Below are 25795 nucleotides of genomic sequence, written 5' to 3'. Positions count from 1 at the left end.
ATTGTTGGTACAATTGATAAAAATTAAAAAAAGGAGGGAATTTACAAATGTAAATTCTCTCCTTTTGATTGTATTAACGACAATCGGCGTAACTATTAGGATAAGTTTCAAAAATTGGAATTTTGTAATGGAATAGACCTTTTACAAGGCAAAAAATTACTAAATTCTAATCAACTACTTTGGCCAAAAAGTAGCGTTTTTTCCCTTTTCTGATCACTACGAATTTACCATCAAATTCTGTAGCTGGATCAATGACAAAATTTAAATCGGTTACGCGATCACCGTTAATACTTATAGCTCCGTTCGATACATCTTCACGTGCTTGACGTTTTGATGGCTCGATTTTTGTGGAAACAAGCAGTTCCACGATATTTTCAGGGGTACTTGAAATCTCGACATTCGGCATGTTTCCAAAGCCTTGTTCGATTTCTGAAGCGTTTAGTTCTTTGATATTTCCAGAGAATAATGCAGCTGTGATTTTTTGCGCTTCTTGCAAATCTTCTTCGCTGTGGACAAAACGTGTCACTTCTTCGGCTAAACGGCGTTGTGCCTCACGTTTCTCAGGTTCTGTCTCCACTTTTTTCGCTAATTCATTGATTTCTTCTTGTGATAAGAAAGTGAAGAATTTCAAGTATTTTACAACATCACGATCATCTTGGTTCAACCAGAATTGATAGAATTCGTAAGGTGATGTTTTTTCAGGATCTAGCCAGATCGCACCGCCGGCAGTTTTCCCAAACTTCGTGCCATCCGCTTTTAGCATCAATGGGATCGTCAATCCAAAGGCTTCTGCTTCTGGTCCTTCCAATTTACGGATCAAATCTAAACCAGCAGTGATGTTCCCCCATTGGTCAGCTCCACCGATCTGTAACTGCACGTCGTACGTTCTGTGCAAGTGTAAGAAGTCGATCGATTGCAAGATTTGGTAAGTAAATTCTGTGAACGAAATACCGACTTCCAAACGACTTGCTACGATATCTTTTGCTAACATCGTATTGATGTTGAAGTTTTTTCCGTAGTCTCTTAAAAATTCCAGTAAAGAGATATTTGATAACCAGTCATAGTTATTTACGAATGTGATATTTGCATCTTTCCCAAACAATTTACGCATTTGGTTCGATAAAGCATCTACATTATGCTGTACTTGTTCCATCGTTTGTAACACACGTTCGCTCGTACGGCCACTTGGGTCACCGATGGTTCCAGTTCCCCCACCGATCAAGATATATGGATGATGTCCTGCTAATTGGAATCTTTTCATCATCATAAATGGGATCAAATGACCAATGTGCATCGAATCGCCTGTTGGATCAACCCCGCAATAAAGGGAAATACTCTTTTCTTCAACAAGTTCACGAAGTCTTTCTTCGTTCGTTTGTTGGTTAATGGCATCACGCCACGTTAATTCATCAATAATATTCATCGAATCACCCTCCATAATTTTTTATCAAAGCAGAAGATCTGCTCGTTGTTTGATTGAATAAAAAAAGTCCCTTGACTAATCAGTCAAGGGACGAAAATTCGCGGTACCACCCAAATTATATGTTTGCTTCCAAAACATATCTCTCAAACATTTAACGCTGTCGCGTGGCATCAAGCCATAGACTCCTAAAATGTAATTCGCGTTAAAGCATGTACTAGTTCGCAGCAACCACTAGTTTTCTGAAACATTGGCTTTAATCACTACTTCGTTTTATTCATCGTCTAATTCTTTATTCATCTACCTATTATCTTAGAACGCACTGTTTTTTTTGTCAACCAAAAAATTTTTTGATTTTTCAAACTAAAAAAAATGAGATATGAGCATACTTGTTGAATGGATAAAATACTTGATCCTCGCACCAGGGATGAATGTTCCATTATTTCTGTCTGCATTGCTAAGCAGCGATTTTTCTGTAGGTGCCACTTTTTCTTTAATTCTATAATTATCGTTTCGTCGATAACTCGAACAGCTGTTATATTGTACTTGTTATACAATTATTTTTTAGAAAGAAGGTAAAAAAATGAAATCCATTGTTTTGAAAACCGCATTATCCGCTGGTGTTTTTTTGTGTGCAATCTCTTGCTTGGGTGTCTCTCAACCTGTCGGTGCTGTACAAATGCAGCCAACAGTTAGCGACACAGATTTTATCGGAGCTTATGCAATCAGTGCATCTAATGTTGAATTAGCAGTAGGTGAAACATCTAACGAACAGATTTTAATCGCCTCTCATGCACGGATCACCAATTCGATTGGCGTAGAGATCACGCCAATCATCAAAACAAGTAATGTACAAGATCGTCCTGGTATCTACCGAGTGACGATCGGCACGACGAACATCTCTTCAGTAGAAAAAGTAATCACTGTCACAGTAGGCGACACTCTTGAAGATTGCCCGAGTTACGGTATTTATCAATTAACTGCTGAAGACGCAACTGTTCCTGTCGAGAACACAGACGAAGCGTCGATTCTTCAAGCAGCAAAAGCTCAAGCAACGACATCTTCCGGATATCCAGTAGACGTTGTTATCAAGAAATCAAATGTAGTGAGCAATACCCCCGGTACGTATCAAATCGTTTTAGGAATCAAAGAAGAACCAAAAATCCGTAAAACGATCCAAGTCACCGTGACAGACAATAAAGGCGAGGAGGAAGAAAATCTTTACTTTGTTTACGCCTCTGACGCTACTGTCTCGATCGACCAACTAGACCAACAATCCCTGATCAGCATGACAAACGCCAAGGCAACTGATATTTTAGGGAATCCCTTGCCTGTAGAAATCAAATATTCCACGATCAAATTTGAACCAGGAAATTATACGGTTACTTTCGGTCTAAAAGGTGACTCAACATTAGTTACTAAAACTGTTAATATTACAGTCACTTCTGACAATTATGTTCCTTCCATGTTTTTCCTACAAGCATTCGATGCTACTGTTCAGTTGGGTGAAACGGATGACTCATCGTTGATCCAAGCAACTGGCGCAACTGCGACTACTATCCTTGGTCAAAAAGCGAATGTCTACGTGAAACATTCCACGATCGAAGCAAACAAAACCGGCAATTTCGCTGTGACTTTTGGTGTAACAGAAGATCCAAGAGTTGAAAAAACGGTAACGGTGTCCGTCGTGAATGAAATCAACCGTCCAGGAATAGGTGGCGGCACTGGGAATATTTAGGTATCAGCAACTAGTTTAACAATCAGAGGATCGGACATAATCCATAAATGGTCTCTGCTAAAAATCGCCTTCAAAACGTAAAAATTAGTTTTGAAGGCGATCTTTTTGTATCGAACATTCTAGTGAATTTTTCCTCCCATAAAGATAAAAAGAGCAGCTGAGACAAAAGTAAAATTCACTTTTGACGTATACTTCAAAACCGAATAAACGGTGGGAGCAGAAGTAACCTCTTAGAAAGAGCACACTCTTTCCTATTCAAATTTTATTACTCTAAGTCGTGATCTTGTACTTTTTCTTTTGCAATGAATTGTTCTTGTCGTTTTTCTTCCTTAGCCATTTGTTCAAAGGCATACTTCGTTAACCCTTTAACGTTTTGTTCAGCTAATAACTCCAAATATTGGCCCTTATCTTCCGTTTGAATCACTAAAGGCGGAAATCCCTCTTTTAGTAAAGAATAATTCATGATTAATCGGCCGGCGCGACCATTCCCATCACTAAATGGGTGTATACGTTCAAACTGGATGTGAGAATCTAAAATTGCTTCAAGTTGTTCACCTTCGGTCGTTGCAGTATCTAAACGATAATTCAGATTATCAACAAGTTGTTGCATTAACAACGGCGTTTCCTGCGGTGAAGCTGTGTTAAAATCTGCACCTAATATTGCATTTTCATTCGATTTGAATCGACCACGATCAACAATCAGTTTATCCATCAACCGTTCATGGATATCCTTGATCAAAGATACTGATAACTTTTCTTTTTCTTGTACTTTTTCAAGCATTAACGCAAAAGCACCTCTATGGTTCTCAATCTCATACAACTCTCGTAGTGAAGTTCTTTCTGGAACCGTATTATACAAAATGATAGAAACAGTCTGTGGTAACGATATGGTGTTTCCTTCAATAGCACTTGAATGATAAGCGAGTCGTACTAAAATATCATCTAAGTATTCTGAAGGGAATTGTTGGTTATGGAATTGATTACGTGCGATAGAATACTCATCATAAAAATTGTACGTCATTTTCTCACCTCTTACTCTCTTTCTAAGGTACATGTTACTAGCATATATTTTTTTATTTAGGCGAATTTTCTTTTACTCCTGAGTATGACGTTCGCTTTAGCCTATGTCATTTTTTTACTCTAATCATGATCATTGTTACATGTGCATCGTAACAGATGGCTTCAAGCCTTACAGTTTTGCTTGTGGTGCTAACTCACTCTCTTTAAATCAAACACCTTCACAGCGGAATTGCAGCACCATACTCAACATCACTGTAATTATAACATTTATTTTGACGGCTTTCGAGTGACCAATGATCACCCTCAGACCGAACGGCATCCATCTTCCAACTAGAGAGGATAGGTGACTTCTGCCTAATTGTGTTAATTTTTAAAACATTTATTTCCAAATGCTAATACCATGACACACAGATTTTCGGGTTCTCCATTTGTTCCAGTCGTTACATTTTCTGAAATCATTATTGACTGACTTGTATTTGATTCCGTTAATGTTGCTTTCTTTCTTTGACACCACAGGAGAAAAGGAATCATCACAATACTGAAAAAAATCACCTTCAAAACTATTTTTCAAGCTTTGAAGGCGATTTTTATTAACAGAGACGTGTTATGTTTTCTGTCCCATTCTCTTGTTTCTAGTAATTATATCTCGTTAATCCATTACCTCTAATAGTGCAGTAAACAAGATTGCACTAGAAGCCGCACCCGGATCAATATGACCGACTGAACGTTCACCCAAGTATGAGGCACGTCCCTTTTTCGCGATCAATCCCTCGGTGTGTGCTTTTGCTTGTTCGATTATCTCTTTCGTTAGATTCCCTGATTTTAGTGCCTCTGCTACAGGAAACCAAACATCTAACATCGTTTTATCTTCTTGCTCCGCTTTCCCTCTTGTTTTGATTCCGTTAGCTCCTTCAAGAATGAGTTCCCCTAATTGTTCTTGCGAGTCGATACTTTCTAATCCTTTTGTTGCTTTCATCAAGTTCATGAATGCTGTTCCATACAACGGACCAGAAGCACCGCCAACTTTTGAGATCATCGTCATCGAAAACGTCTTGAACGTGTCGCTGATCGTTTCAGGTTGCTCTTTTTGGAAAGCTTCTTCATAAGCAGTTACGCCTCTTGCCATATTATTTCCGTGATCGCCATCACCGATCGGCGTGTCCAAATCACTCAAATAAGCTTTATTTTCTTTGATTTCTTCTGAAAAACGATCAAGCCATGCTTGAATTTCTTTTACCGTCAGTTTCATGTTTATCCACCCTTTACCAAGAGATTGTTTGTACATCACTAGTTAACGCAGTTTGCCAATTTGTGGCCGTTAAATCGATCAGTGTCAGTGACAATCCTTGCATATCTAAGGAAGTCATCAAATCACCGACTTTTTTGAAAGTCACAGATACTTCCGCTTCTTCTAATAAGCCCAACACATCATTGATGAACACAAACTGTTCCATCAACGGTGTTCCGCCCATTCCATTGACTAATACGCCGACTTCTTTCGGCTTTTCTGTATAATCACTTAGGATCTTCGTTACTAATTCTTTCGCTAGTTCTTTTGAAGGTTGCAGCTTTTCTCGACGATAGCCTGGTTCACCATGGATCCCAACACCATATTCGATCTCATCTTCTGCCAATTCAAATCCAGGTTTACCAACTTCTGGAACTGTTGCCGCTTTTAGCGCCACGCCAATCGTTTTGATTGTCGCAACGACTTGATCGCCTAATTCTTTCAATTCAGACAATGAAGCGCCATTTCTAGCTGCATCGCCTAGAATCTTATGCACAAGGATCGTACCGGCTACACCTCGTTTTCCAGCGGTGTACGTGCTATTTTCTACTGCGATATCATCGTCAACAACTACTTGTTCCACTGCGATATCGTCCATTTCTGCCAGATCTTTCGCCATATCAAAATTCAAAATATCGCCAGTATAGTTTTTAACGACCATCAAGACGCCTTCGCCTTGATCTGCTGCTTTGATCGCTGTGTGGATTTGATCGGGGGTAGGAGAAGTAAACACGTCCCCTAAAATCGCCGCACTTAGCATGCCTTCGCCAACAAAACCAGCATGAGCAGGCTCATGACCACTTCCTCCACCAGAAATAAGCCCTACTTGTTTTTGCTCTTGGTTTTTCGCAATGACACGTGAGTCTTCGACACGATGGACCAGCTCAGGATAGCTTTTCACGATCCCCTCTAACATTTCCTCTACGATCATTCCAGGTTCATTCATGATTTTCTTCATACTATTCCCACCCTTTCTTACCAGATTGTTGTGCTTCTTGAATGATTTGTTCGATATCGTCTGTATTTCCAGCAGTGATTGCTGCGGCAAAAGCGCCTTCAACAAAAGGTGCGTCGACGAGTCGATATTTTTCTTGTTGTGCTTCTTCAAGCAGATCTTTCGCTAATTCGGCATTCAAAACCGCACTTCCGATATCAGCAAACACTAAATAGGCATCAGAATCTGGCGATTGATTGATTGCCTCAACGATCTTAGTTGGATCAGAACCGATTTGATCATCTTCGATCCCACCTAGAGAATAAATGGCCACTTCCTCGGATCGTTGCATCTGTTCAATCATTTCTTTGATGCCATCTGTTACTTTTTTGCTATGTGAAAGCAGTAAAATACTTTTCTTCAACTCGTATTCCTCCTTTGCAACATCGATATGTTTTTTTGTAAGGGGTTTCTTTCGTTCTAGTTTTAGTATAGCGCATTCTTATCGGTTAATGAAATAAAGCGATATGAGCAACATCAGTTTTTTTATTATAGTCACAGCTAAAAGTACTATTTCAATTGTAACTTTGCTATACTTTGCTTAAAAGAAAGGAGTGATCAAAATGATCATTACAACAACAGGTAGTGTGGAGCACCGCCCAATCGAGGCGTATCAAGGGATTGTTTTTGGTGAAGTTATCACAGGGATCAACGTTTTAAAAGACATCGGTGCGGGATTTCGCAATGTCTTTGGTGGACGTTCAAAAAGTTATGAAGATGAATTATTAGTTGCTCGAGAAGAAGCTCTTGCAGAAATGGCGCGCCGAGCGGAAGATTTAGGTGCAGATGCTATCATCGGTATGAAAATGGATTATGAAGTATTAGGTAGCGACAATGGTATGTTGATGGTCACATGTAGCGGAACTGCTGTTAAATTGATCTAACGTATTCACGCACTCGCTCTTTCAACGTCGAACAAACAGTGTCAAAAAAGTGATTTTTCAAGAAAATAAGCCGTGAAACCCAAAATTTGAAACATCGCTTTCGGGTCTCTCGGCTTTTTTGCGGACGACTTTTGTCATCACTCTTTATTGTTCATTCGTTTTTTTTACTATTTGTCCAACTACTTCATTTGCTTGGACTGCTGAACGTTTGTCTAGTTGCAACTTATCTATTTCTTGACTATTAGTGAATACGACAAGGATATCTGATTTTTTACCTGCTTTTTCTAACATTTCCAAATCGACTACAGCAATCAATTGTCCTCGTGCTACTTTTTGCCCTTCATTGATAAATAGCGTAAATGGCTCACCTTTCAGCTCAACAGTATTGATTCCCATATGCAACAAGACTTCTGTGCCATTTTCTGTCTTGATGCCAACCGCATGTTTGGTTGAAAAAATATTGATGATCGTACCAGCAACCGGGGTGAATACTTCGGCTGTTTGCGGAATCACTGCGTAGCCATCCCCCATCATTTTTTCGGAAAATACTGGATCAGCCACTTCAGTGATTGGTACTATTTCCCCTTTGGATGGTGCATAGATCACTACCTCTTGATCAAGAAGCTCCTTTACTTCTACTGGTTCTTCTTTTTTCTTAGACACTGGTGTTATTTGCCCCTGTTGCAAGCGTAGCATTTCATCTGCGACAAATTGTACTTGTGTGCCAACGATCACTTGAACGTTGGTTTTATCGATGATTTTCATCCCAGGGACACCTGTCTGTTTGATTTTATCTGCATCGATCATTCCTGTATCTTGGACTTGTAACCTCAATCGTGTCGTACAGTTATCGATGACGGCAACATTTTCACTACCGCCTAAACCTTCATAAATCTTACTTGCTAGATGAGTAAAGTCATTTTCACTAGGAGCTAAATCTGGCGTTTCTTCTCCAAGAGAGGCTTCTCTTCCAGGCGTCATCAAGTTGAACTTACTGATTGCAAAGCGGAAACCAAAGTAATAGATCAGTGCAAAAACTATCCCTTGAAGGATCAACATCAGTGGCTGGTTAGCGACTGGATTCTTCAATGACAAAAAGTAATCGACAAAACCGGCACTAAAAGCAAAGCCAGCTGTCCAATGGAAAAAGGCACTGATTGCTAATGAGATACCCGTAAAAATGGCATGGATGACATATAATGGCCATGCGACAAACATAAATGAAAATTCTAAAGGTTCAGTCACGCCTGTGAAGAATGCGGCAAAACCCGCAGCAAGCATCAAGGAAGCAACTTGTTTTTTCTTTTCTGGGCGCGCACTTTGGTAGATAGCGAATGCTCCAGCAGGTAAACCAAACATCATGACTGGGAAAAAGCCCGCTTGATACATACCTGTTTGACCAATCACTGCTGTGCCACTATCTAAAGCTTGTTGGCCTGCTAAAAAATTACCGATATCATTGATTCCTGCCACATCAAACCAAAAAACAGAGTTCAACGCATGATGCAAGCCTGTTGGAATCAACAAACGGTTAAAGAACCCATAAAGGCCCGCACCAACAAAACCTAATTGCGAGATTCCTCGACCGAAGGAAACAAGCACATCGTAAACACTCGGCCAAATAAATAATAAAACAACAGAAATCACTAACATACTTAAAGCCGACATGATCGGCACTAATCGTTTGCCACTAAAAAATGATAAAGCCATCGGTAGTTTCACTTGACTAAATCGGTTATACATCGCAGCAGCTACTAGACCGGCGACGATCCCTACAAATACATTGTTGTCCATTGTATTGAAAGCTGGATTGACTTCAGTTATATCTCCTAACTGTAATAAACCTTGTACTGAATCTGCAGATAAAACAGTTTGTGGTATCAAGTAAGCGACCAATCCCGCCAAAGCAGCTGAACCGTCTTTATCTTTTGACATACCTAATGCCAAACCCACCGCAAATAATAAGGCAAGGTGGTTAAGAATCGCCAATCCCGCATTCATCAAGAAAGTCGTTCCTACATTACTGATACCTACCCCTACTAACCAGTTGGCAATCCCAACAAGTAAAGAAGCTGCTGGCAACACAGCTACCGGTAACATCAATGATCGACCCATTCGTTGCATATATGCTTTCATTCTCCCACTCCTATTTCTTGCTTAAAAAAGCTTTTCTTATTTTTGAAAATTTTCTAGAAAATATCTAAAAAAACAACAAAACGAGTATACCATTTATGAACAAAAATAGGAAGAAGAAATTCACACCCACTAAAAATCAAATAAAACTAGCGCAAACAACGAACAAACATATGTAAACTTATTTCCAAACCTACATTTATGATATAGACCAATAATTAAATATAAACTCTATCAAATAATTAAATATAAAAAAGAGTTCGAGATTTATGGAATCCCCCTAAAAATTAGATTTTTAGTCTAACTTTTAGGGCCACTACATTTACTCAAACTCTTTTTTATAAACTGCACCGACAAAAGCAACAAGAAGCAACATACTTCCTACTAGAGGCAAATAACCTATCTGCCGATCATTCGTTTTAGGTAATGTCTTTGCAGATTGTTGTTCCACTTCTTTGGTTTGCGTTTCAGCAACAGTTCCCGCCTGAACCGACCGTTCCCCAGCAGAACTCAAGGTCGACTTGATTCGTTGGATACTGGCAGATATATCTGCTTTTCTCGTTTCAAAATCAGCCATTGCCTCTTGAGCTTCTGTTGCTTTTTCATGGATTTCCGCACTTGCAGCTCGAATATCCGCCTGCGTTTGATCCAATGAAGTAACAGTAGCGGTTGCTAAATCTTGCAACTCGGTCTGCACTTCGTTTGCTTTTTGGGTAGCTGTCTCGATTTTCTGTTTCGCCGCTTCCGCTTTTGCGCGACTTTCAGCTAATTTTTCTTTCAATTGATCACGATCATTCTCTGCTTGTGTCGCTAGATCCTGTATTACTTGATCGATTTCCTCTTGTCTTTCGAGCAACTGTTTCTTTGCTTGATCCAATGTCTCTTCGACTTCTTTACGATGTTGTTCCAAATCCGCCAAACGACTTCTTTCCTCGGATGAAGCTTCCGGCTCAGTTTCCGCAAGAGATGCTTCTGTCGAGCTTAGGGACTGATTAGCGACATCCTGTGACTCACTCGTTTCTGCCACTTGAGGACTTTCTTCTGCACGTACCTCCTGACAGAGGCAAAAACTACTGGCAACTAACACAGTTAAAAATACTTTTGTTTTGTGCATACCTGCCTTCTCCTTTCGCTTTCACTAATTGTTTATTATAGAAAAAAACAAAGGAACGGCCTATAAACAATTGACTTGATTTGTCTAATAAATGTGAATAGGACAGATAGGCTACCAAAAAAATGCTATGCTTGAGGATAACTTAATTCTTCTGGCCGGATTGCTTGGTATAGATAAAAGGCACCATCTAGATTTTTTACAGTGAAACCATTTTGTTTCAAGATTCTTTCTGCTAAATAGCTACGCAACCCACTATGGCAGCTAACAATATATTCTTGCGCTTTGTCCAACTCGCCTAAACGATGACGTAGTTCTGATAAAGGAATATGAACTGCCTCTGGGAAATACCCTTTTTGCCACTCTTCTTTATTTCGAACATCAAGTAATTGTTTACCTTGCGCTAGTTCAGTTGGTAACTCATGCCACTGCACCATCTCACTCAATCCTTCGATGACGTTCATCGCGATATACCCTAACATATTCACTGGATCTTTCGCTGAACCAAAAGGTGGCGCATAAGATAATTCTAATTCCGGAAGATCGAAGACCGTCAAATGCCCTTTAATAGCTGTAGCAAGAATATCGATTCGTTTATCTACACCTTTTTGACCGATTCCTTGGGCACCATAAATCTCCCCAGTTTGTGGATTGAAGACCAATTTTAACAACAAGTCCGTCGCATCAGGATAATAACCAGCATGGTCTTTCCCTGAAGCATGAACTACTTGAAACGATAAACCTGCTGCTCTTGCTTGGCGCTCATTGATTCCGGTTGATGAAGCGGTTTGATCAAATGCTCGAACAATCGCAGTCCCAAGGCTTCCTTGATTGATCCTTGGATGCCCAGCCATATTATCAGCGACTTGTCTGCCTTGACGATTTGCAGGCGAAGCTAATGAGATCAATGCAGGTTCGTTCGTGATTTGATGTTTTACGAGAATCGCATCGCCTACTGCATAGATGTCAGGGTCACTCGTTTGATAATGCTCATTTACGACGATGCCCCCACGTAATCCTAGTTTCAAGCCAGCCATTTCAGCCAAACGACTCTCCGGTTGAACACCGACTGAAAGAATCGTCAAATCGGATGCTAAACTTTCACCGTTTGCTAAACGAAGCACATTTCCTTGTTCTTCAAAACGAGTAACGGAACAATCAGTCAAAACCTGAACATCATTACGTTCTAGTTCTTTTTGTATAAAACAAGCCATCTCTTCATCCAGCGTCGGTACGACTTGTGGTGTACGTTCCACGATCGTTACCTCAAGGCCACGTTTTTTTAAGTTTTCTGCAACTTCGATCCCAATAAAACCTGCACCGACAACTACTGCTTTACGGGGGTGTTCCTTTAATTTTTGCATGATGGCATCAACATCTGGAACATTTCTCACAGTAAAGACATTTCTTGCTTCAGATAAACCTGTGATTTCTGGAATAAAAGGTTTAGCTCCTGGAGAAAGCAAAAGAGCGTCATACGATTCTCTATGAGATTTTCCTCCATGAGAAACTTCTATTTCTTTTGTTTCTGGAAAAATCGCTGTCACTTCATGTTCCACGCGTACATCTAAGCGAAAGCGTGCAGCTAAACTTTCGGGGGTTTGGATCAATAAGTTTTCTCTTTCGCTGATTTCCCCAGAAAGATAATACGGAAGACCACAGTTAGCAAAAGAAACATACGAACCTTTTTCAAAAACAATGATTTCTGCATCTTCTTGCAAACGTCTTAACCGAGTAGCCGCAGACATCCCACCGGCGACACCGCCAACGATCACATATTTCATCTTATTTCCCTCCAACTCTTTGTCCAAGCCATTGATTCATTCCACCACGGACATTGATTACCTGATACCCAAGTTCTTTCAATTCTTTTGCCGCTTGTTTACTGCGGATTCCTGACTGACAAATCACATACACTGGGTCTTGTTTATTACCTTTATAGCTAGTAATTCGATATAAAGGAACATTTTTCGCTTGTTTGATATGCCCTCCCCGGTATTCTTCTGGCGATCGCACATCCACCAGTTGAATGTCCCCGTTTAATTTTTCTTGTAAATCCTTCGTTGTCACTGATTGACCAAATTGAAATAATGCCATATTAAATATTCTCCTTTTCCCACCTCGTAAATACCTTACGGGGTATATTCAACACGAAAAAACCTGGATTGTCAACTATTTAATTTTTATCCAAAAATAAAAAACAGTCTATATTTGCAAATGATACCTATATAGGGTATTATTTAAAAAAACTAAGTTGGAGGTCCATGATGACTATTGATAATAAGACAATCCTAAATCGTTTAAAACGTACGGAAGGACAAATTCGTGGAATACAAAAAATGATTGACGACGAAAAAGAATGTATCGATATCATTACTCAATTAAGCGCTGTTCGCTCTAGCATCGATCGCGTGATGGGAATGATCGTTGCTGAAAATTTAAAAAATTGTTTGGAACATCCAGAAAACAGCGCCGACGAACAAGCAAAAAAAATGGAACAAGCCATCAATATGATTATCAAAAAATAACCACGTACTTCCAAGAAACAAGCACCACAAACCAAAATAGAAACCTATTTCGGTTTGTGGTGCTTATTTCTTGTAGTCCAGTAGACTAACAGAATATTTTTTAGCTTTCCTCTATGATTGCTTGGATCGTATCAAGAACAGCTTCTGTATTATTTGAACCAATAATCGTTGAAGCTGCTTCTTTGATCTTTGGTTGTCCATTTTCCATGGCAAAGCTGTGTTTGATTTGTTGGATCATTTCAATGTCATTCCCACTATCACCAAACGTCGCGATCTCATCATCAAGGATCCCCCATTTTTCCCCTAACAACTGCAACCCATTTAATTTATGGACACCAGGAATAATCAAATCGATATCTCCATGACCACTAGAAACTGGTATCAAGCCCTCACCTAAAGACTGTTTCAAGGCTGATAGTTTTTCTGCGGCTTCCTGCTCATCAAATGATAAAGCAAACTTGAAGATCGTATCTTTCTCTTGAGTCAACGCATATAAATCCGCTACTTTTTCTAGCTGCGGGTAGTAAAAACTTGCACGTTCAAATAATTCTTCAGACACCGTATTTGAGATATATGCACTCTGTTTTCCACATAAAATCAAGTTCATTGGCGCTAATTCCTCCAACACGTCTAACGTCTGCACGATCTTTTCGTGACTTAGTTCTGCGTTGTACACATGGTCTTCACCAATTAAAATATTTGCCCCATTTTCGGCTACGAATGCTATACTTTTATAAAGCTCAGGGAAGAAAGAACGCAACTGAAAGTACTGATTGCCACTTGCTACAACAAATCGTATGCCTTTCTCTTGTAATTGTTGAAAAAGTCGATTGAATCGAGGTTCATTGTATTTTTTTTGATCATTCAAAAATGTTCCATCCATATCTACTGCTATCATTTTGATTGACATTTTATTACCACCTTTCAAACCAAGTATACCTACTGGGACGCGTCCCAAGTCAAGAGAAAAAAGGAGGGAAATCCCCATCGTTACTATTCGAGAAATCGCAAAAATATCTGGCGTATCCAAATCAACTGTTTCAAGAGTACTCAACAATGACCGCTACGTATCCAGTGAGTTGAGAAAAAAAGTCCAAACTGTCATTGAAGACACAAAATATGTAGTGAACGGCAATGCTGTCAAGCTAAGTAAAGGAGAAACGTTTACTTTAGGAGTCACCTTACCTTACAATAGTTCTTGCTATAGTCAACTAGTGGACAGTATTTTGTATCAGGCAAAAAGTAAAGGGTATCAAGTATTATTACTCCCTACTTATTACGAAGAAGAAACAGAAAGCAATTATTACACACTCCTAGAGCAAAAAATGATCGACGGACTCATACTGACCTCACGAACAAAAAATGATCATTTACTCGAACCGCTTCGCTTCAAAGGGAAAATCGTCTCTACTGAAGAAATGGACAATGAAGAACTAACGATGATTTATCCAGACCGAAAAAAAGCCTATGATCAATTATTTTCCACTTTGCATACTCGTGGAATCTCTAAGGTCATGTTTACCACGAAACGCAGCGCTGACCAAAGCCAGACAACCAAAAATAAATTGGCTGCTTATGAAGCTTATTTTGGCAAAGCAATCGAAGGCGAACATTACTTCACTACGATCGAAAACTATGAAGACGGGCGAGCATTAGCAGCAGAAATTTCTGCTAGATCCTCTATTCCCGAGGTGATCTATGTCAATGGTGATGACACGGCGGCCGGAGTTATTTTTGGCATGAAACAAGCCGGCTTCATCCATAAAAAAGATTTCACGATCATTGGCGAAGGAAATCTACCTTATAGTGAGATCTTATCGTTTTCGACCATTGACTTCGCTCCTCAAAAAATTGGCGCCTCTGCGGTAGATTTCCTCTTATCAGAAAGCGAGAGACTCGTGCAGCCTGAAGAGCCAACGATTATTTGGCGGTAGTGATCATCGCTTTCATTACTGCTAAAAAACAAGCGATTCATATGACAAAAAGGGAGAAAGACAGAAGCAGTTCCTTCAAAAAGAAGCATGAAACTCCAAAATTTGAAGAACAATTTTCGGGTTTCATGCTTCTTTCGGGGCTAAGAACTTCTGTCATAACCTCCTATTTGTCGTTGAATCTATCTCAGAATATCTGGTGATCATCACAAGATTAGGTCGAAAACAATCGCTGATGCTATGCATTGGAGCTATGTCGGATCTACGTAGACCTGAATACCTCGAATCATATAAGTAAAATTGATTTTTATTTTTCACTCAGATAAATCAAACCACGTGGAATCGGATCTTTTTTCGTTAGGCCTACTCGTTCTCTATAATAAGATTGGCTGTCGTTCTTGATCATTTCGATGATTTTTTCTTCATTCATTTCAAATTTCAGCATTTCTATATATTCTGCCATTTCATAAAGTATCTGTAACTGGGCATCGATCACTAACAATTCGCGTAATTGGTCAAATATGGGACTGCCTTTTTTTGACGCGACAGTTAAAAAACGAGTATGTAGTTCCTTATAAAAAGAATTTAGCAGTGGATAATCAGTCGAAAAACTTTTTTCCGTAAATTCCCGATAATGTTTTAAGTATTCCTCACTCGATTGAATATCAGTTAGTTCCATCAGTCACCGTCCTTTCTAAATTTTTTCTTTTATCGTAAAACTTAACCTATGTACGTGCGATCGTTTGTTTTGAGAACTTACCTTGTAAACTACCTATTCCTCAAATAGATTACAACAAAATCATATAATCTTATCTGTCTAAATTCAACTCCACATATTGCCTAACTCCTTGAAATATTCGCTCTTGAAACCTAGCTACATCTATGCTTGGATATCTCAGTACCTAGTTTTCAACTAATTTCGCCGTTTCCTACTGGAATCAAACAAAAAAATCAATCTTAGTCAGTTTCGACCTCGATTGATTTTCTGTCTATTCTTTTACTTTGAGTTTGTTCCGACCGCAAATAATGATGCGCCATCAGTAACTTCAATACATCACTTACGCTTTAGCATTTTACGATATTCCAAGGCATACAACACAAAGGACTGAGCCAAGAAGTACGTAATGAGCCCAAATATCACCATGACCCATCCTTCAGGAATATTCGGGAAAAGTAACAGCAGGATTATTCCAATGTAAATCACCGCTGTTGCCCATTTACCATACCACTTTGCTCCATCCAATTTGATCTGTTTGCGCAACCCGACGATTCCCGCAATCAACATAAACGCTTCTTTCACAATAAACAATACTAGAACCAGCCAGATATAAGGTCGTTCCCATGCCATTGAGATGATCAGCACTAATTGTGTCAGTTTATCACCGATTGGATCAAGCACTTTTCCCAGTTCAGTGACCTGATCAAATCTTCGTGCAATAAAGCCATCTAAAAAGTCAGTAACTCCTGAAAAAATGATGATCGATCCAGCCAAATAGAAGGATTGCTTGCTCATAAAATACAAATAAAAGGGCAATAAAAGAATTCTTATAATCGATAGGATATTCGGAATTGTGCGAATCTCTTTTCGCCAATCAGATGCTCCATTCATTACTTAACAACTCCCATCATGTCATTTCATCTATTTTACCTTATTTTCTATCATGAACCAATTAATTCCCTATATGTGACTGTCCGATCATGTTCATTCAACGATCTAAATAGACGATTTACTTTTTATCCAGCGTATCATTTCGTTCAGCCTGACGCTGACGTGCTTCTTTCAATAACTTTTTCTGCGCTTTTTTTGAGCCGCGATCGATGTCTCGTTGCCATTTTCTGTCTTTGAATTCTGTAAACAAATGATCGATCTCATACCCCACAGGATACAACTCTTCTGCGCTCATTTTCAAAACGACACGTTGTCGCAGGACCGTTTCTTTTTGCTTATCGATAAAAATCACGATCGTATCTTCACCGGTATCTTCAAAGACTAGCGCTTCTTTTTGGAATTGTGTTGCATATACTCGATCGCCTTTTGAAAATAAGACTTTCTCCTCTTTTGGCGCTTCTTGATTTTTCTTTTTCTGTTTGAATAATCGTTTTTCGATTGAATAATTTTTCGTTGTAAGATACTGCTGCGCTTGCTGGATCAAGGTCTCAGACATCTTCATTTTTTTAGCGATCCACAACGCTTGGCTCTCCCCTGTTTTCCCTACTTGTAATTGGTATTTCGGTTGTAAGGCTTCACGGTCAAAGGCCATCGCTGCGGGGACAAAGTCTTCATGCTTTTCAGCAAACTCTTTGATTTCACCATAATGAGTCGTTGCGACCATTAACGCACCTTTTTCATACATGGCGGACATGATCGCAATCGCTAAAGCCGCCCCTTCAGTCGGCTCTGTCCCACTTCCGATCTCATCAAGCAGGACCAACGTGTTTCTACCCACTTTGTTCAAAATCTGCGCGACATTTTGCATATGTCCTGAAAAAGTACTTAACGCATTTGCTAGATCTTGTTGATCGCCTACATCAACGAATACTTCATCGAACACAGCAAGCTCAGTACCGTTTTTGGCTGGTACTTGTAAGCCAAACATCGCCATCAACGTCAGTAATCCAACAGTTTTCAAAACAACGGTTTTCCCGCCAGCATTAGCGCCAGTGATCACCAATCCGCGATAATCTGCTCCTAAATCAAAATCTAAGGGAACAGCCTTTTCTGACAACAATGGATGTCTCGCCTGTTTCAGGTGGATGCGCTCTGATTTGTTGACGATCGGTGTGATGCCATTGATTTCTCGGCTGTATTTTCCACGCGCGAAAATGATATCTAAAACAGTGACTGTATCAATGATTTGGTCGATCGCTTGTTCATTTTCAGCTAAAGCACCAGTCAAACTAGCTAAAATTTGGTATTCTTCAGCAATTGCTTCTGCTTTTAGTAATTGATGTTGCGCGCTTGCTTTGGCAACTGCGGTTGGTTCGATAAACACCGTCGTTCCTTTATTCGATTGCTCGATGATCGTTCCGGCTACTTTATTTTTATAACTCGCTTTGATTGGGATCGTCGCATGTTCACCCTTTTGAACGATCATTCTTTCTTGGATCATCTCTTTATTCGATGGATGACGTAAGAACTTCGTTAAACGATCTTGGATCTCTTTTTCGATCGTTTGGATCTGTTTACGTACTTTACGCAGATTTTTTGATGCTTCGTCTGCGACTTGTTGGTTTTTGATTTGCTCGTAAATCAGTTCCTCGACAGATTGTAGATCTGGTAGATACTTGCTATAAGCATAGAGTAACGGGGTCTGATATTGATTTTTTTCAAAAAAACGTGTGATCATTCGACTGCTTCGCAAAAAATCAGCGTATTCAATCAATTCAGCCGGTGTTAGTATGAACCCTTTTTTTACTTGATCCGTCAATGCAGCAATTCGCGTCAGCCCCATAAATGGCACATGCTGATTGCTCTCTAGGATCGTACGGGCTTCTTTTGTTTCTGTTTGCCTTGTTTCTACCGTCTGCAGATTGGTCGGTATGGACATCTCTGCCAGACGTTTTTTTGTGTGATCGCCGATTGCTCGAGAAATCACTTCTTTTCTGATTTGTTCAAATTGTAATTGTTCGATTGTATGATTCATATTCTCTCCTTTTCTTGAAGAGATACCTATCTCCAAAATAAATAAAGACCTAAAAATAGAATAAAAGGGCAGGACACAGCTTAAATAAGACATGTCCTCCCCTTGATTTGATTACAGGAAATTGTTTCAGACAGGTATCATCTATAAGCACACCAAATAAGCCTACTGCTTTATTGGCTATTCAACTTACTCGATTAAATACCTGCTACACTCATCAAAATACCTCGTTCATCTAGGTTTTATTTATTTTTCCTTTTTACTATAGCAAGCGTTTGCCAGATTGTCAAATGAACGCCCAATAAATAACAACCGAACTTTTTAGTGATATTTCAAAACTGTCACTTTTTTCGCTTTTCAAACGAGGAAGCAATCAGCGATAATCTGGATAGATCAATCAACAGAAAAGGGTGTATGAGATGAAAAAAATGATTGGAGCAATTGCTCTCTTATTGTTATTATTTGGTGGTTACAAAGGTTATCAATATTATGATCAAACCTACAACAGCCAAGTGGCCTATGCAAAAGTCCCAGAAACAGTACCACCATTGACCGATGCGTTGAGTGATAGCGGAGAGAAGATGTGGAATTGGAAAGCCTACGACTATGAATTGACCTTTGTCACTAAAGATGGCAAAACGATCAAATTACCTTATACGGTTGCCTCAGAAAATCCAACGCCATTAGAACCAAACAGCTTTGTCAAAGCGGAAGTGAGTCAAAAACGAGTGACCTCTGGACCAACATCGATCGATGAGAGCCAAGTACCAACCGCTGCTTTAGCTAAGTTGAAATAAATCACTTTTAACAAATAAAAAAAGCCAACTGCGATTCACGCTTTATCAGTGTTTCGCAGTTGGCTTTTTATGTATATATGATATTCAACGACGTTTCCGAACGGCAATCGGTGTGTCACCAAAGTATTCTCGATACTTTTTGTAAAAATGAGTCTTATTGGAAAAACCGACACTGGTCGCAATTTCTTCGATTGAAAAACGTGTAGATAGAATCAGATCATGCGCTTCGTGTAACCGTTGATTTGTGATCAGTTGTTTAAAAGATTTACCGGTCTGTTGCTTGATCAGATTAGACAAATAATTTGGGTTATAGCCTAATTCTTCTGCTAATTCTTTGAGGTTCAATGTTTGATATTGGCTCTCGATTCGTTGCAAAATCTTGATCATCAAATTGCTTTGTCCATCTTTTTTATAGATTTTTGCTAATTGCGAATGATACACCCTAGAAAGCTGTAAAAATAACACTTGAGAAAAAGCATTCATGATTTCATTGCCTAAATGCTTTTGGGAAAAATATTCTAAAATCATTTGATCCAGTGTGAGTTGGATCTCAGGTTCTTTTGCTAAATGTAGCAATAGATGGGTTTCGTTATAGCCGGGTTCTAAGATTGCGTTCATTAAAAAATTATAGGTCAAGCCCCCGCTCCGATTATCGATTTTTTTAAGAAGATTGATGTTGATATCATTCGTCTTGAATAAGAAATTCAGCAAGATATCTTTTTCACCTAAAGGCAATAATTCATGGCGGCTATTCGTATCTAAAAGTAATAATTGTCCTTCTTTCAACGTGATAGGCAAATCGTTGACGATCTGTTCGGAAGTACCGGAATACATATAATTGAATTCTAAAAAATGGTGAGAATGTAGTGGATAATGAGCGAAGCGTCGATGTTGTCGAATCAAAATATTGTTTTCTTGGAAAAGATGGTGGTCGTCTAATTTAAATTGTTGGTCTTGTTCGTCTAAATTTTCTCCTTCAAATTCCTTGATCCATTGTCCTGTCTTTTGTTGCTCTAACTCTTCTGCGGTAAACGGCATAAAGATTTTTTGCACGTATGGATTCATATTCCTCCCCCTCTATATGTAAATTTGACACCAATATAGTAACATACTGACATTGTTGTGAAAAGGGTTACAAGATATGATGAGTGCAACAAATACATCTTCATCTGGAGGAACAAGCTATGAGAAAGACCTGGTTGATGAAACTGTCGCTGTTGTCCATTTCCTTAGTCTTAACGTCAAATACCGCGATTGCTTCCGCTTTACCGATGATGTTGGGCTACTTCAATGACCAATCCGCTTCTTCTGTCGAACTACTGATGACGATCCCTCAACTGACCGTCGTGATTTTTATTGCTTTAAGTAGTTTGATCGCAAAAAGCATTGGACAAAAGAAAACAGTCTTGCTCGGATTACTGCTCGCTGGCGTTGCTGGCGTATTGCCTGTCTTCACAGCCAATTTTTACTTATTGATGATTTCTCGCGCAGCATTAGGCGCTGGATTTGGTCTATTCAATTCGTTGGCAGTTAGTATGATCAGTGAGTTTTTTGAAGGCGAAGAAGCCGCCACATTGATTGGTTTCCAATCCGCTTTTCAAGGTCTCGGAGCTGCGGTCATGACCTTTACTGCCGGACGTCTTCTTACTTTTGGCTGGCAAAAAGCATTCTTAGTTTACTTGATCACCATCCCGATCATCTTCTTATTTATGGCTTTTGTACCCGAACCGTCAAAGAAAAAAGAAACTACTAGTTCTGAAAAAGAAACAGCAGCAAAAGGCACACTTCGACCTACTACCGTCATGTATGGCATTTTGATTTTCTTTCTCTGCATTTTCTATATGATCGTTGTCGTCAAACTTTCTACGTTCATCGTGACTGAAAATCTCGGAACAGAATCAGATGCAGGCACACTTCTTTCCTTTATGCAGATCGCAAATATGGTCGCTGGCTTCTTATTCGGTTTGATTTACAAAGGATTGAAGCGTTGGACATTACCCATTTCTTTTTTCATCATGGCAGCAAGCTTGTTCCTCATCTTGACAGCCAATCATTTATGGATGATCGGTATAGGGGCAGCACTCAATGGTATCGCATTTGCCTTATTTGTTCCTTACATCTTCAACGATGCCACTCGTTTAGTGCCACAGTCAGCAAAAGCAAGTACCACTTCTTTTATTCTCGTTTTAGCAAATATCGGCAATTTTGTTTCGCCGTATGGTCATCAATTATTGGAAACATTTGGTATCGGTTCGGATGCCTTACAAAATATCTTTATCAATGGCTGTATTTTGATGACCGGGTTAGGTATTCTTTTTCTTCTCCTTGCTTTTAAAAAGGATCCGCTCCCAAATGAAGCCTAGCTTTCAATGATTTAGACAAAAATAAACTGGAGGAATGTTGATGAATTATCTTGCAATCGATATTGGCGCTTCTAGCGGTCGCTTGATCCATGCCAATCTGAACGAATTAGGCAATTTTGAGTTACAGGAAGTCCATCGCTTCAAAAATGGATTTGAAAAAGTCGATGGTGTCGCAAAATGGCCATTGACACATTTAGTCACAGAAATCTTAAAAGGATTTGAAAAAGCCAAGCAACAAGGAATCACCGAATGTTATGTAGGGATCGATACTTGGGGCGTTGACTATGGCTTATTAGATGCTGATGGCAATTTGCTCGAAGCACCGACGAGCTATCGGGACGACCGCACGAAAGAAGCAATTGCGCACTTTGACCAAAAGATGCCACTAGACAAACTCTATCAAAAAACAGGCATCCAACTACAACCATTCAATACAGTTTTCCAATTACTCGTTGAAGAAAAGGAAACGTTAGCAAATGTCCATCGCTTATTATTGATGCCCGATTTACTCGGCTATCTGTTCACAGGAAAAGCGGTCACTGAAAAAACAAATGCTTCGACCATGCAGCTCCTGAACTTAAAAACGCGGAAATGGGACCCCGATATTTTAGCCGTTTTAGGTATCGATGATACGCTTTTCCCGCGGATCACAGAACCAGGACAGATTCTAGGAGAATTGCAAACAGAACAATTTCCTAAATATGATCTGCCAAAAGCCACTTTTATCACGATTGCATCTCACGACACAGCTTCAGCAGTCGTCGGCACACCAGCAACTGGCAAAGATTGGGCATACATCAGTTCTGGCACTTGGTCATTGATGGGCGTGGAGATTCCTGAAGGGATTTCCACGAAAGAAGCTTTTGATGCTAATTTTACAAATGAATGGGGCGTCCAAGGAACCATTCGCTTCCTAAAAAATATCATGGGGATGTGGTTGATCCAAGAAGTAGCCCGCCTGCAAGATGGCGCCTACAGCTTTGCTGAATTAGCAGAAATGGCCGCACAAGAAGCGCCTTTCCAACAGTTGATCAATGTCAATGATCCACGCTTCTTGAACCCTAAAAATATGATTCAAGAATTACAAGATTATTGTAAAGAAACAAACCAAACAATTCCACAAACCCCTGGTCAGCTGGCTCGTTGTATCTATGACAACTTGGCTTTGTGCTACGCCGTCGAACTAGAGAACTTAGCACGAATCACCGGAAAAGAATTTCATAAATTACACATTGTCGGTGGGGGTTCAAACAACACCTTCCTCAATCAGCTGACAGCCGATATTTGCAATATCGAAGTCGAAGCAGGACCAGATGAAGCGACTGCTATTGGCAATCTCATGGTCCAAATGATTGCTACTAAGGGCTATGGCACGTTGCAACTTGCACGTGAAGCAATCAGAGATTCCGTTTCATTAACCACGTTCCACCCTCGACACACAGAGGAAATGACACAGGCACTAGCTAGATATAAAGAATTTTTAATATAAAAGGAGAGATTGAATCATGATGAATGTCAAAGAGCGTTACGAAGAAGCCAAAGCAAAATATGCGAGTATCGGTGTCGATACAGAAGCCGTCCTAAAAAAACTCGCAGAAGTAAAGATTTCGATGCACTGCTGGCAAGGCGATGATGTCAAAGGATTTTTAACACCAGATGGAGAGTTGACGGGTGGTATCATGGCGACTGGTAATTACCCAGGTGCCGCACATACGCCTGAACAATTACGACAAGATTTAGAAAAAGCATTTTCATTGATCCCCGGCAAGCACAAGTTGAACTTACATGCCATGTACTTAGATACAGATGAACCAGTCGACTTGAATGAAATTGAGCCAAAACATTTCGAGAAATGGGTCGCATGGGCAAAAGAACAAGGTGTAGGACTTGATTTCAATCCAACCTTCTTCTCTCATCCAATGATGAAAGACGGATTGACACTTGCTCATCCAGACAAAGAAGTTCGAGATTACTGGATCGAGCATGGGAAACGCGCTCGTAAAATCGCCGAGTATATGGGGAAAGAAATCGGTCAAACATGTATCGATAATTTCTGGATGCCTGACGGAATGAAAGACAATCCAATCGATCGTCTGTCTCCACGCCAACGCCTGATGGAATCTTTAGATGAGATCTTCTCAGAAGAAATCAATGAAGAATATACACAAGATGCTGTCGAATCTAAATTATTTGGGCTTGGTGCAGAAGCTTACACCGTTGGTTCACATGAATTTTATATGGGCTATGGATTGACACGTAACAAACTGATTTGTCTAGATGCAGGCCACTTCCACCCAACCGAAGTCATCTCAAACAAACTGACTTCTTTAGCCCTATTTTCTAAAGGAATCATGCTTCACGTCTCTCGCCCTGTACGCTGGGATTCAGATCATGTCGTGATCATGGACGACGAGTTACAAGAAATCGGCAAAGAGTTAGTTCGCAACGACTTACTCGGAAAAACAGCCATCGGTCTTGATTTCTTCGACGCTACCATCAACCGGATCGCCGCTTGGGCAATCGGTACGAGAAATACACAAAAATCATTACTGAAAGCGATGCTTGAACCAATCGCAGAATTAAAAGAAGCCGAACGCAACTTCGACTTCACCAAACGTATAGCCTTCACCGAAGAATTAAAAGACTTCCCGTACGCAGACGTTTGGAATTACTTCTGTGAAATCAACAATGTCCCAGTAGGTATGGACTGGTACCAAGAAGTCTTACAATATGAGAAAGAGGTATTGAGTAAGAGGTTGTGAGAAAGCCGTTAAGCTCCAAGTAGTAAGACAGAACGTGAGAAAATAGCTCCTCATATTTTTTCACGTTTTGGCTTACTATTGAAGGAGCTGGCTTTCGAACACCGTTTATCTAGGTTGTAAGAGGAGCGGTCTGACCTGAACAGTAAGATAGAAAATTTAAAAATAGCTCCTCATATTTTACGATTTTTTAGCTTAATGTTGAAGGTCAGCTCCTTGCACAACACTCACCTCCATCTTCCTAACAGAAGCCTTCGCGAATCTGTTCAACGGATTCCCAAGGTTCTTCTGTTTATTTACAAGATAAAAATACGCTACGCTCCTTCTATCATAAGAATAAAAGAAAAGAGGTCTCACTCGTGAAAAAATTAGCGATGCTCCATGCTCCTTTTGTAAAAGAAATGATTCAAGCGACAACTAATATGTACCGGCTAGGCTGGGATGAACGTAATGGTGGCAATATCACCTATTTACTAGAAGAAGCACAAGTATTACCTTTTATCGATCCTACAAAAGTCTTACGGACACTGCCATTGGCTTTTGATGCCCAACAATTAGCCGGAAAGTATTTTTTAGTGACTGGATCTGGAAAGTATTTTAAAAATATGCAAGAAGCGCCCGAAGAAAATCTTGGCTTGATTCGTGTGACGGGTGACGGACATGCGATCGACATCTTATGGGGATTAGCACCTGATGCTGTTCCGACTTCTGAATTACCAAGTCATTTCATGAGCCATATCGCTCGATTAAGTGTCGATCCAGATAACCGCATCGTCATGCACTGCCATGCGACACATTTGTTAGCAATGACTTTTAGCCATCCACTTTCTGAACGAGAATTCACTCGTACCTTATGGCAAATGTGTACCGAGTGCTTAGTTGTTTTCCCTGAAGGTATTTCAGTCATTCCATGGTTAGTTCCGGGTTCAAATGAAATCGGTGAAGCAACTGCTGCAAAAATGAAAGAAACACGTTTAGTCGTTTGGCCACAACACGGGATCTATGGTTCTGGGAAAGACATGGATGAGACGTTTGGCTTGATTGAAACAGCCGAAAAAGCTGCCCAAGTCTATACGATCGTCATGGCACAAGGTGGGATCAAACAGACGTTAGAAGATGACAATTTGAAATTACTTGCTGATGCGTTTGGAGTTGTCCCACGTACTGGTTATTTGAACGATTAGCAAT

General features: G+C 39.9%; 23 protein-coding genes and 1 other annotated feature. Of the genes, 9 read left to right on the top strand and 14 right to left on the bottom strand.

Going from position 1 to position 25795, the window contains the following annotated elements; translation table 11 throughout:
* Positions 1 to 166: 166 nt before the first annotated feature.
* The gene (gene tyrS, locus IGL24_RS02185; protein ID WP_010736393.1) at positions 167 to 1423 is read right to left on the bottom strand and encodes a tyrosine--tRNA ligase; all 1257 of its coding nucleotides are present in this window, start codon (positions 1421 to 1423) and stop codon (positions 167 to 169) included.
* Between the two features lie 83 nt (positions 1424 to 1506).
* Positions 1507 to 1710, bottom strand: a binding site (T-box leader).
* Between the two features lie 293 nt (positions 1711 to 2003).
* Between tyrS and IGL24_RS02180 the strand changes: the two genes are divergently transcribed.
* Positions 2004 to 3158 carry a hypothetical protein gene (locus IGL24_RS02180; protein WP_242699746.1) on the top strand — a complete coding sequence of 385 codons (1155 nt, stop codon included), beginning with the start codon at positions 2004 to 2006 and terminating at the stop codon, positions 3156 to 3158.
* A gap of 265 nt (positions 3159 to 3423) precedes the next feature.
* Here the strand turns inward: IGL24_RS02180 and IGL24_RS02175 are convergent, their stop codons facing one another.
* From IGL24_RS02175 to dhaM, 4 genes are all read right to left on the bottom strand, one after another.
* Entirely contained in the window at positions 3424 to 4179 is a 756-nt protein-coding gene (locus tag IGL24_RS02175; protein ID WP_206855760.1) for a Fic family protein, read from the bottom strand.
* 648 nt (positions 4180 to 4827) lie between these two features.
* Positions 4828 to 5427 (bottom strand): dihydroxyacetone kinase subunit DhaL, encoded by a 600-nt coding sequence (gene dhaL, locus IGL24_RS02170; RefSeq protein WP_206855758.1) that lies wholly within the window; start codon positions 5425 to 5427, stop codon positions 4828 to 4830.
* Positions 5428 to 5440: 13 nt separating this feature from the next.
* Complete coding sequence (gene dhaK / locus IGL24_RS02165; RefSeq protein ID WP_206855756.1) at positions 5441 to 6424, bottom strand: dihydroxyacetone kinase subunit DhaK; 984 nt, start codon at positions 6422 to 6424, stop codon at positions 5441 to 5443.
* A gap of 1 nt (position 6425) precedes the next feature.
* The gene (gene dhaM, locus IGL24_RS02160) at positions 6426 to 6824 is read right to left on the bottom strand and encodes a dihydroxyacetone kinase phosphoryl donor subunit DhaM (RefSeq protein ID WP_206855754.1); all 399 of its coding nucleotides are present in this window, start codon (positions 6822 to 6824) and stop codon (positions 6426 to 6428) included.
* A 199-nt stretch (positions 6825 to 7023) separates the two neighbouring features.
* Between dhaM and IGL24_RS02155 the strand changes: the two genes are divergently transcribed.
* Positions 7024 to 7344 (top strand): heavy metal-binding domain-containing protein, encoded by a 321-nt coding sequence (locus tag IGL24_RS02155; RefSeq protein ID WP_207115401.1) that lies wholly within the window; start codon positions 7024 to 7026, stop codon positions 7342 to 7344.
* Between the two features lie 144 nt (positions 7345 to 7488).
* Here IGL24_RS02155 and nagE read toward each other — a convergent pair whose 3' ends face one another.
* The 4 genes from nagE to IGL24_RS02135 all read right to left on the bottom strand — a co-directional run bounded on the left by nagE (position 7489) and on the right by IGL24_RS02135 (position 12685).
* Entirely contained in the window at positions 7489 to 9480 is a 1992-nt protein-coding gene (gene nagE, locus IGL24_RS02150; protein ID WP_206855748.1) for an N-acetylglucosamine-specific PTS transporter subunit IIBC, read from the bottom strand.
* Positions 9481 to 9799: 319 nt separating this feature from the next.
* On the bottom strand, positions 9800 to 10591 hold the full coding sequence (locus tag IGL24_RS02145) for an LPXTG cell wall anchor domain-containing protein (protein ID WP_206855746.1): 792 nt from the start codon (positions 10589 to 10591) through the stop codon (positions 9800 to 9802).
* Positions 10592 to 10716: 125 nt separating this feature from the next.
* The gene (locus IGL24_RS02140; RefSeq protein ID WP_206855743.1) at positions 10717 to 12372 is read right to left on the bottom strand and encodes an FAD-dependent oxidoreductase; all 1656 of its coding nucleotides are present in this window, start codon (positions 12370 to 12372) and stop codon (positions 10717 to 10719) included.
* A 1-nt stretch (position 12373) separates the two neighbouring features.
* The gene (locus IGL24_RS02135; protein WP_206855740.1) at positions 12374 to 12685 is read right to left on the bottom strand and encodes a rhodanese-like domain-containing protein; all 312 of its coding nucleotides are present in this window, start codon (positions 12683 to 12685) and stop codon (positions 12374 to 12376) included.
* 170 nt (positions 12686 to 12855) lie between these two features.
* On the opposite strand from IGL24_RS02135, the gene IGL24_RS02130 reads away from it, so the two are divergent.
* A complete protein-coding gene (locus tag IGL24_RS02130; protein WP_206855737.1) occupies positions 12856 to 13116 on the top strand; it encodes a metal-sensitive transcriptional regulator in 261 nt (86 codons plus the stop codon).
* Positions 13117 to 13216: 100 nt separating this feature from the next.
* Here the strand turns inward: IGL24_RS02130 and IGL24_RS02125 are convergent, their stop codons facing one another.
* Positions 13217 to 14026 (bottom strand): Cof-type HAD-IIB family hydrolase, encoded by an 810-nt coding sequence (locus IGL24_RS02125; RefSeq protein ID WP_206855734.1) that lies wholly within the window; start codon positions 14024 to 14026, stop codon positions 13217 to 13219.
* A 76-nt stretch (positions 14027 to 14102) separates the two neighbouring features.
* On the opposite strand from IGL24_RS02125, the gene IGL24_RS02120 reads away from it, so the two are divergent.
* On the top strand, positions 14103 to 15050 hold the full coding sequence (locus IGL24_RS02120) for a LacI family DNA-binding transcriptional regulator (RefSeq protein WP_207699837.1): 948 nt from the start codon (positions 14103 to 14105) through the stop codon (positions 15048 to 15050).
* A 304-nt stretch (positions 15051 to 15354) separates the two neighbouring features.
* Here IGL24_RS02120 and IGL24_RS02115 read toward each other — a convergent pair whose 3' ends face one another.
* From IGL24_RS02115 to IGL24_RS02105, 3 genes are all read right to left on the bottom strand, one after another.
* Positions 15355 to 15726 carry a DUF7006 family protein gene (locus IGL24_RS02115; protein WP_206855731.1) on the bottom strand — a complete coding sequence of 124 codons (372 nt, stop codon included), beginning with the start codon at positions 15724 to 15726 and terminating at the stop codon, positions 15355 to 15357.
* A 375-nt stretch (positions 15727 to 16101) separates the two neighbouring features.
* Positions 16102 to 16656, bottom strand: a complete 555-nt coding sequence (locus IGL24_RS02110; protein ID WP_206855728.1) for a CDP-alcohol phosphatidyltransferase family protein — start codon at positions 16654 to 16656, stop codon at positions 16102 to 16104.
* A gap of 118 nt (positions 16657 to 16774) precedes the next feature.
* Positions 16775 to 18691 (bottom strand): endonuclease MutS2, encoded by a 1917-nt coding sequence (locus IGL24_RS02105; protein WP_429968379.1) that lies wholly within the window; start codon positions 18689 to 18691, stop codon positions 16775 to 16777.
* 416 nt (positions 18692 to 19107) lie between these two features.
* Here IGL24_RS02105 and IGL24_RS02100 point away from each other — a divergent pair, with 416 nt between their 5' ends.
* Entirely contained in the window at positions 19108 to 19485 is a 378-nt protein-coding gene (locus tag IGL24_RS02100) for a DUF1093 domain-containing protein (protein WP_206855711.1), read from the top strand.
* Positions 19486 to 19569: 84 nt separating this feature from the next.
* On the opposite strand, the gene IGL24_RS02095 is transcribed toward IGL24_RS02100, so the two are convergent.
* Positions 19570 to 20550 (bottom strand): AraC family transcriptional regulator, encoded by a 981-nt coding sequence (locus tag IGL24_RS02095; protein WP_206855708.1) that lies wholly within the window; start codon positions 20548 to 20550, stop codon positions 19570 to 19572.
* 119 nt (positions 20551 to 20669) lie between these two features.
* Here IGL24_RS02095 and IGL24_RS02090 point away from each other — a divergent pair, with 119 nt between their 5' ends.
* From IGL24_RS02090 to rhaD, 4 genes are all read left to right on the top strand, one after another.
* Positions 20670 to 21848 carry an MFS transporter gene (locus tag IGL24_RS02090; RefSeq protein ID WP_206855705.1) on the top strand — a complete coding sequence of 393 codons (1179 nt, stop codon included), beginning with the start codon at positions 20670 to 20672 and terminating at the stop codon, positions 21846 to 21848.
* Between the two features lie 40 nt (positions 21849 to 21888).
* Positions 21889 to 23337 carry a rhamnulokinase gene (gene rhaB, locus IGL24_RS02085; protein WP_429966282.1) on the top strand — a complete coding sequence of 483 codons (1449 nt, stop codon included), beginning with the start codon at positions 21889 to 21891 and terminating at the stop codon, positions 23335 to 23337.
* 16 nt (positions 23338 to 23353) lie between these two features.
* Positions 23354 to 24610, top strand: coding sequence for an L-rhamnose isomerase (gene rhaA / locus IGL24_RS02080; RefSeq protein WP_206855700.1), 1257 nt, complete (start codon positions 23354 to 23356; stop codon positions 24608 to 24610).
* A gap of 356 nt (positions 24611 to 24966) precedes the next feature.
* Positions 24967 to 25791: a rhamnulose-1-phosphate aldolase gene (rhaD, locus tag IGL24_RS02075; protein ID WP_206855698.1), complete on the top strand. Its 825-nt coding sequence runs from the start codon at positions 24967 to 24969 to the stop codon at positions 25789 to 25791.
* Positions 25792 to 25795: the final 4 nt, after the last annotated feature.

The sequence above is a fragment of the Enterococcus sp. DIV2371 genome (genome assembly GCF_050498525.1).
Taxonomy (GTDB): Bacteria; Bacillota; Bacilli; order Lactobacillales; family Enterococcaceae; genus Enterococcus_B; species Enterococcus_B mangumiae.
Note: the sequence above shows the minus strand (reverse complement) of the source record. Positions and strands in the feature narration are given on the sequence as shown.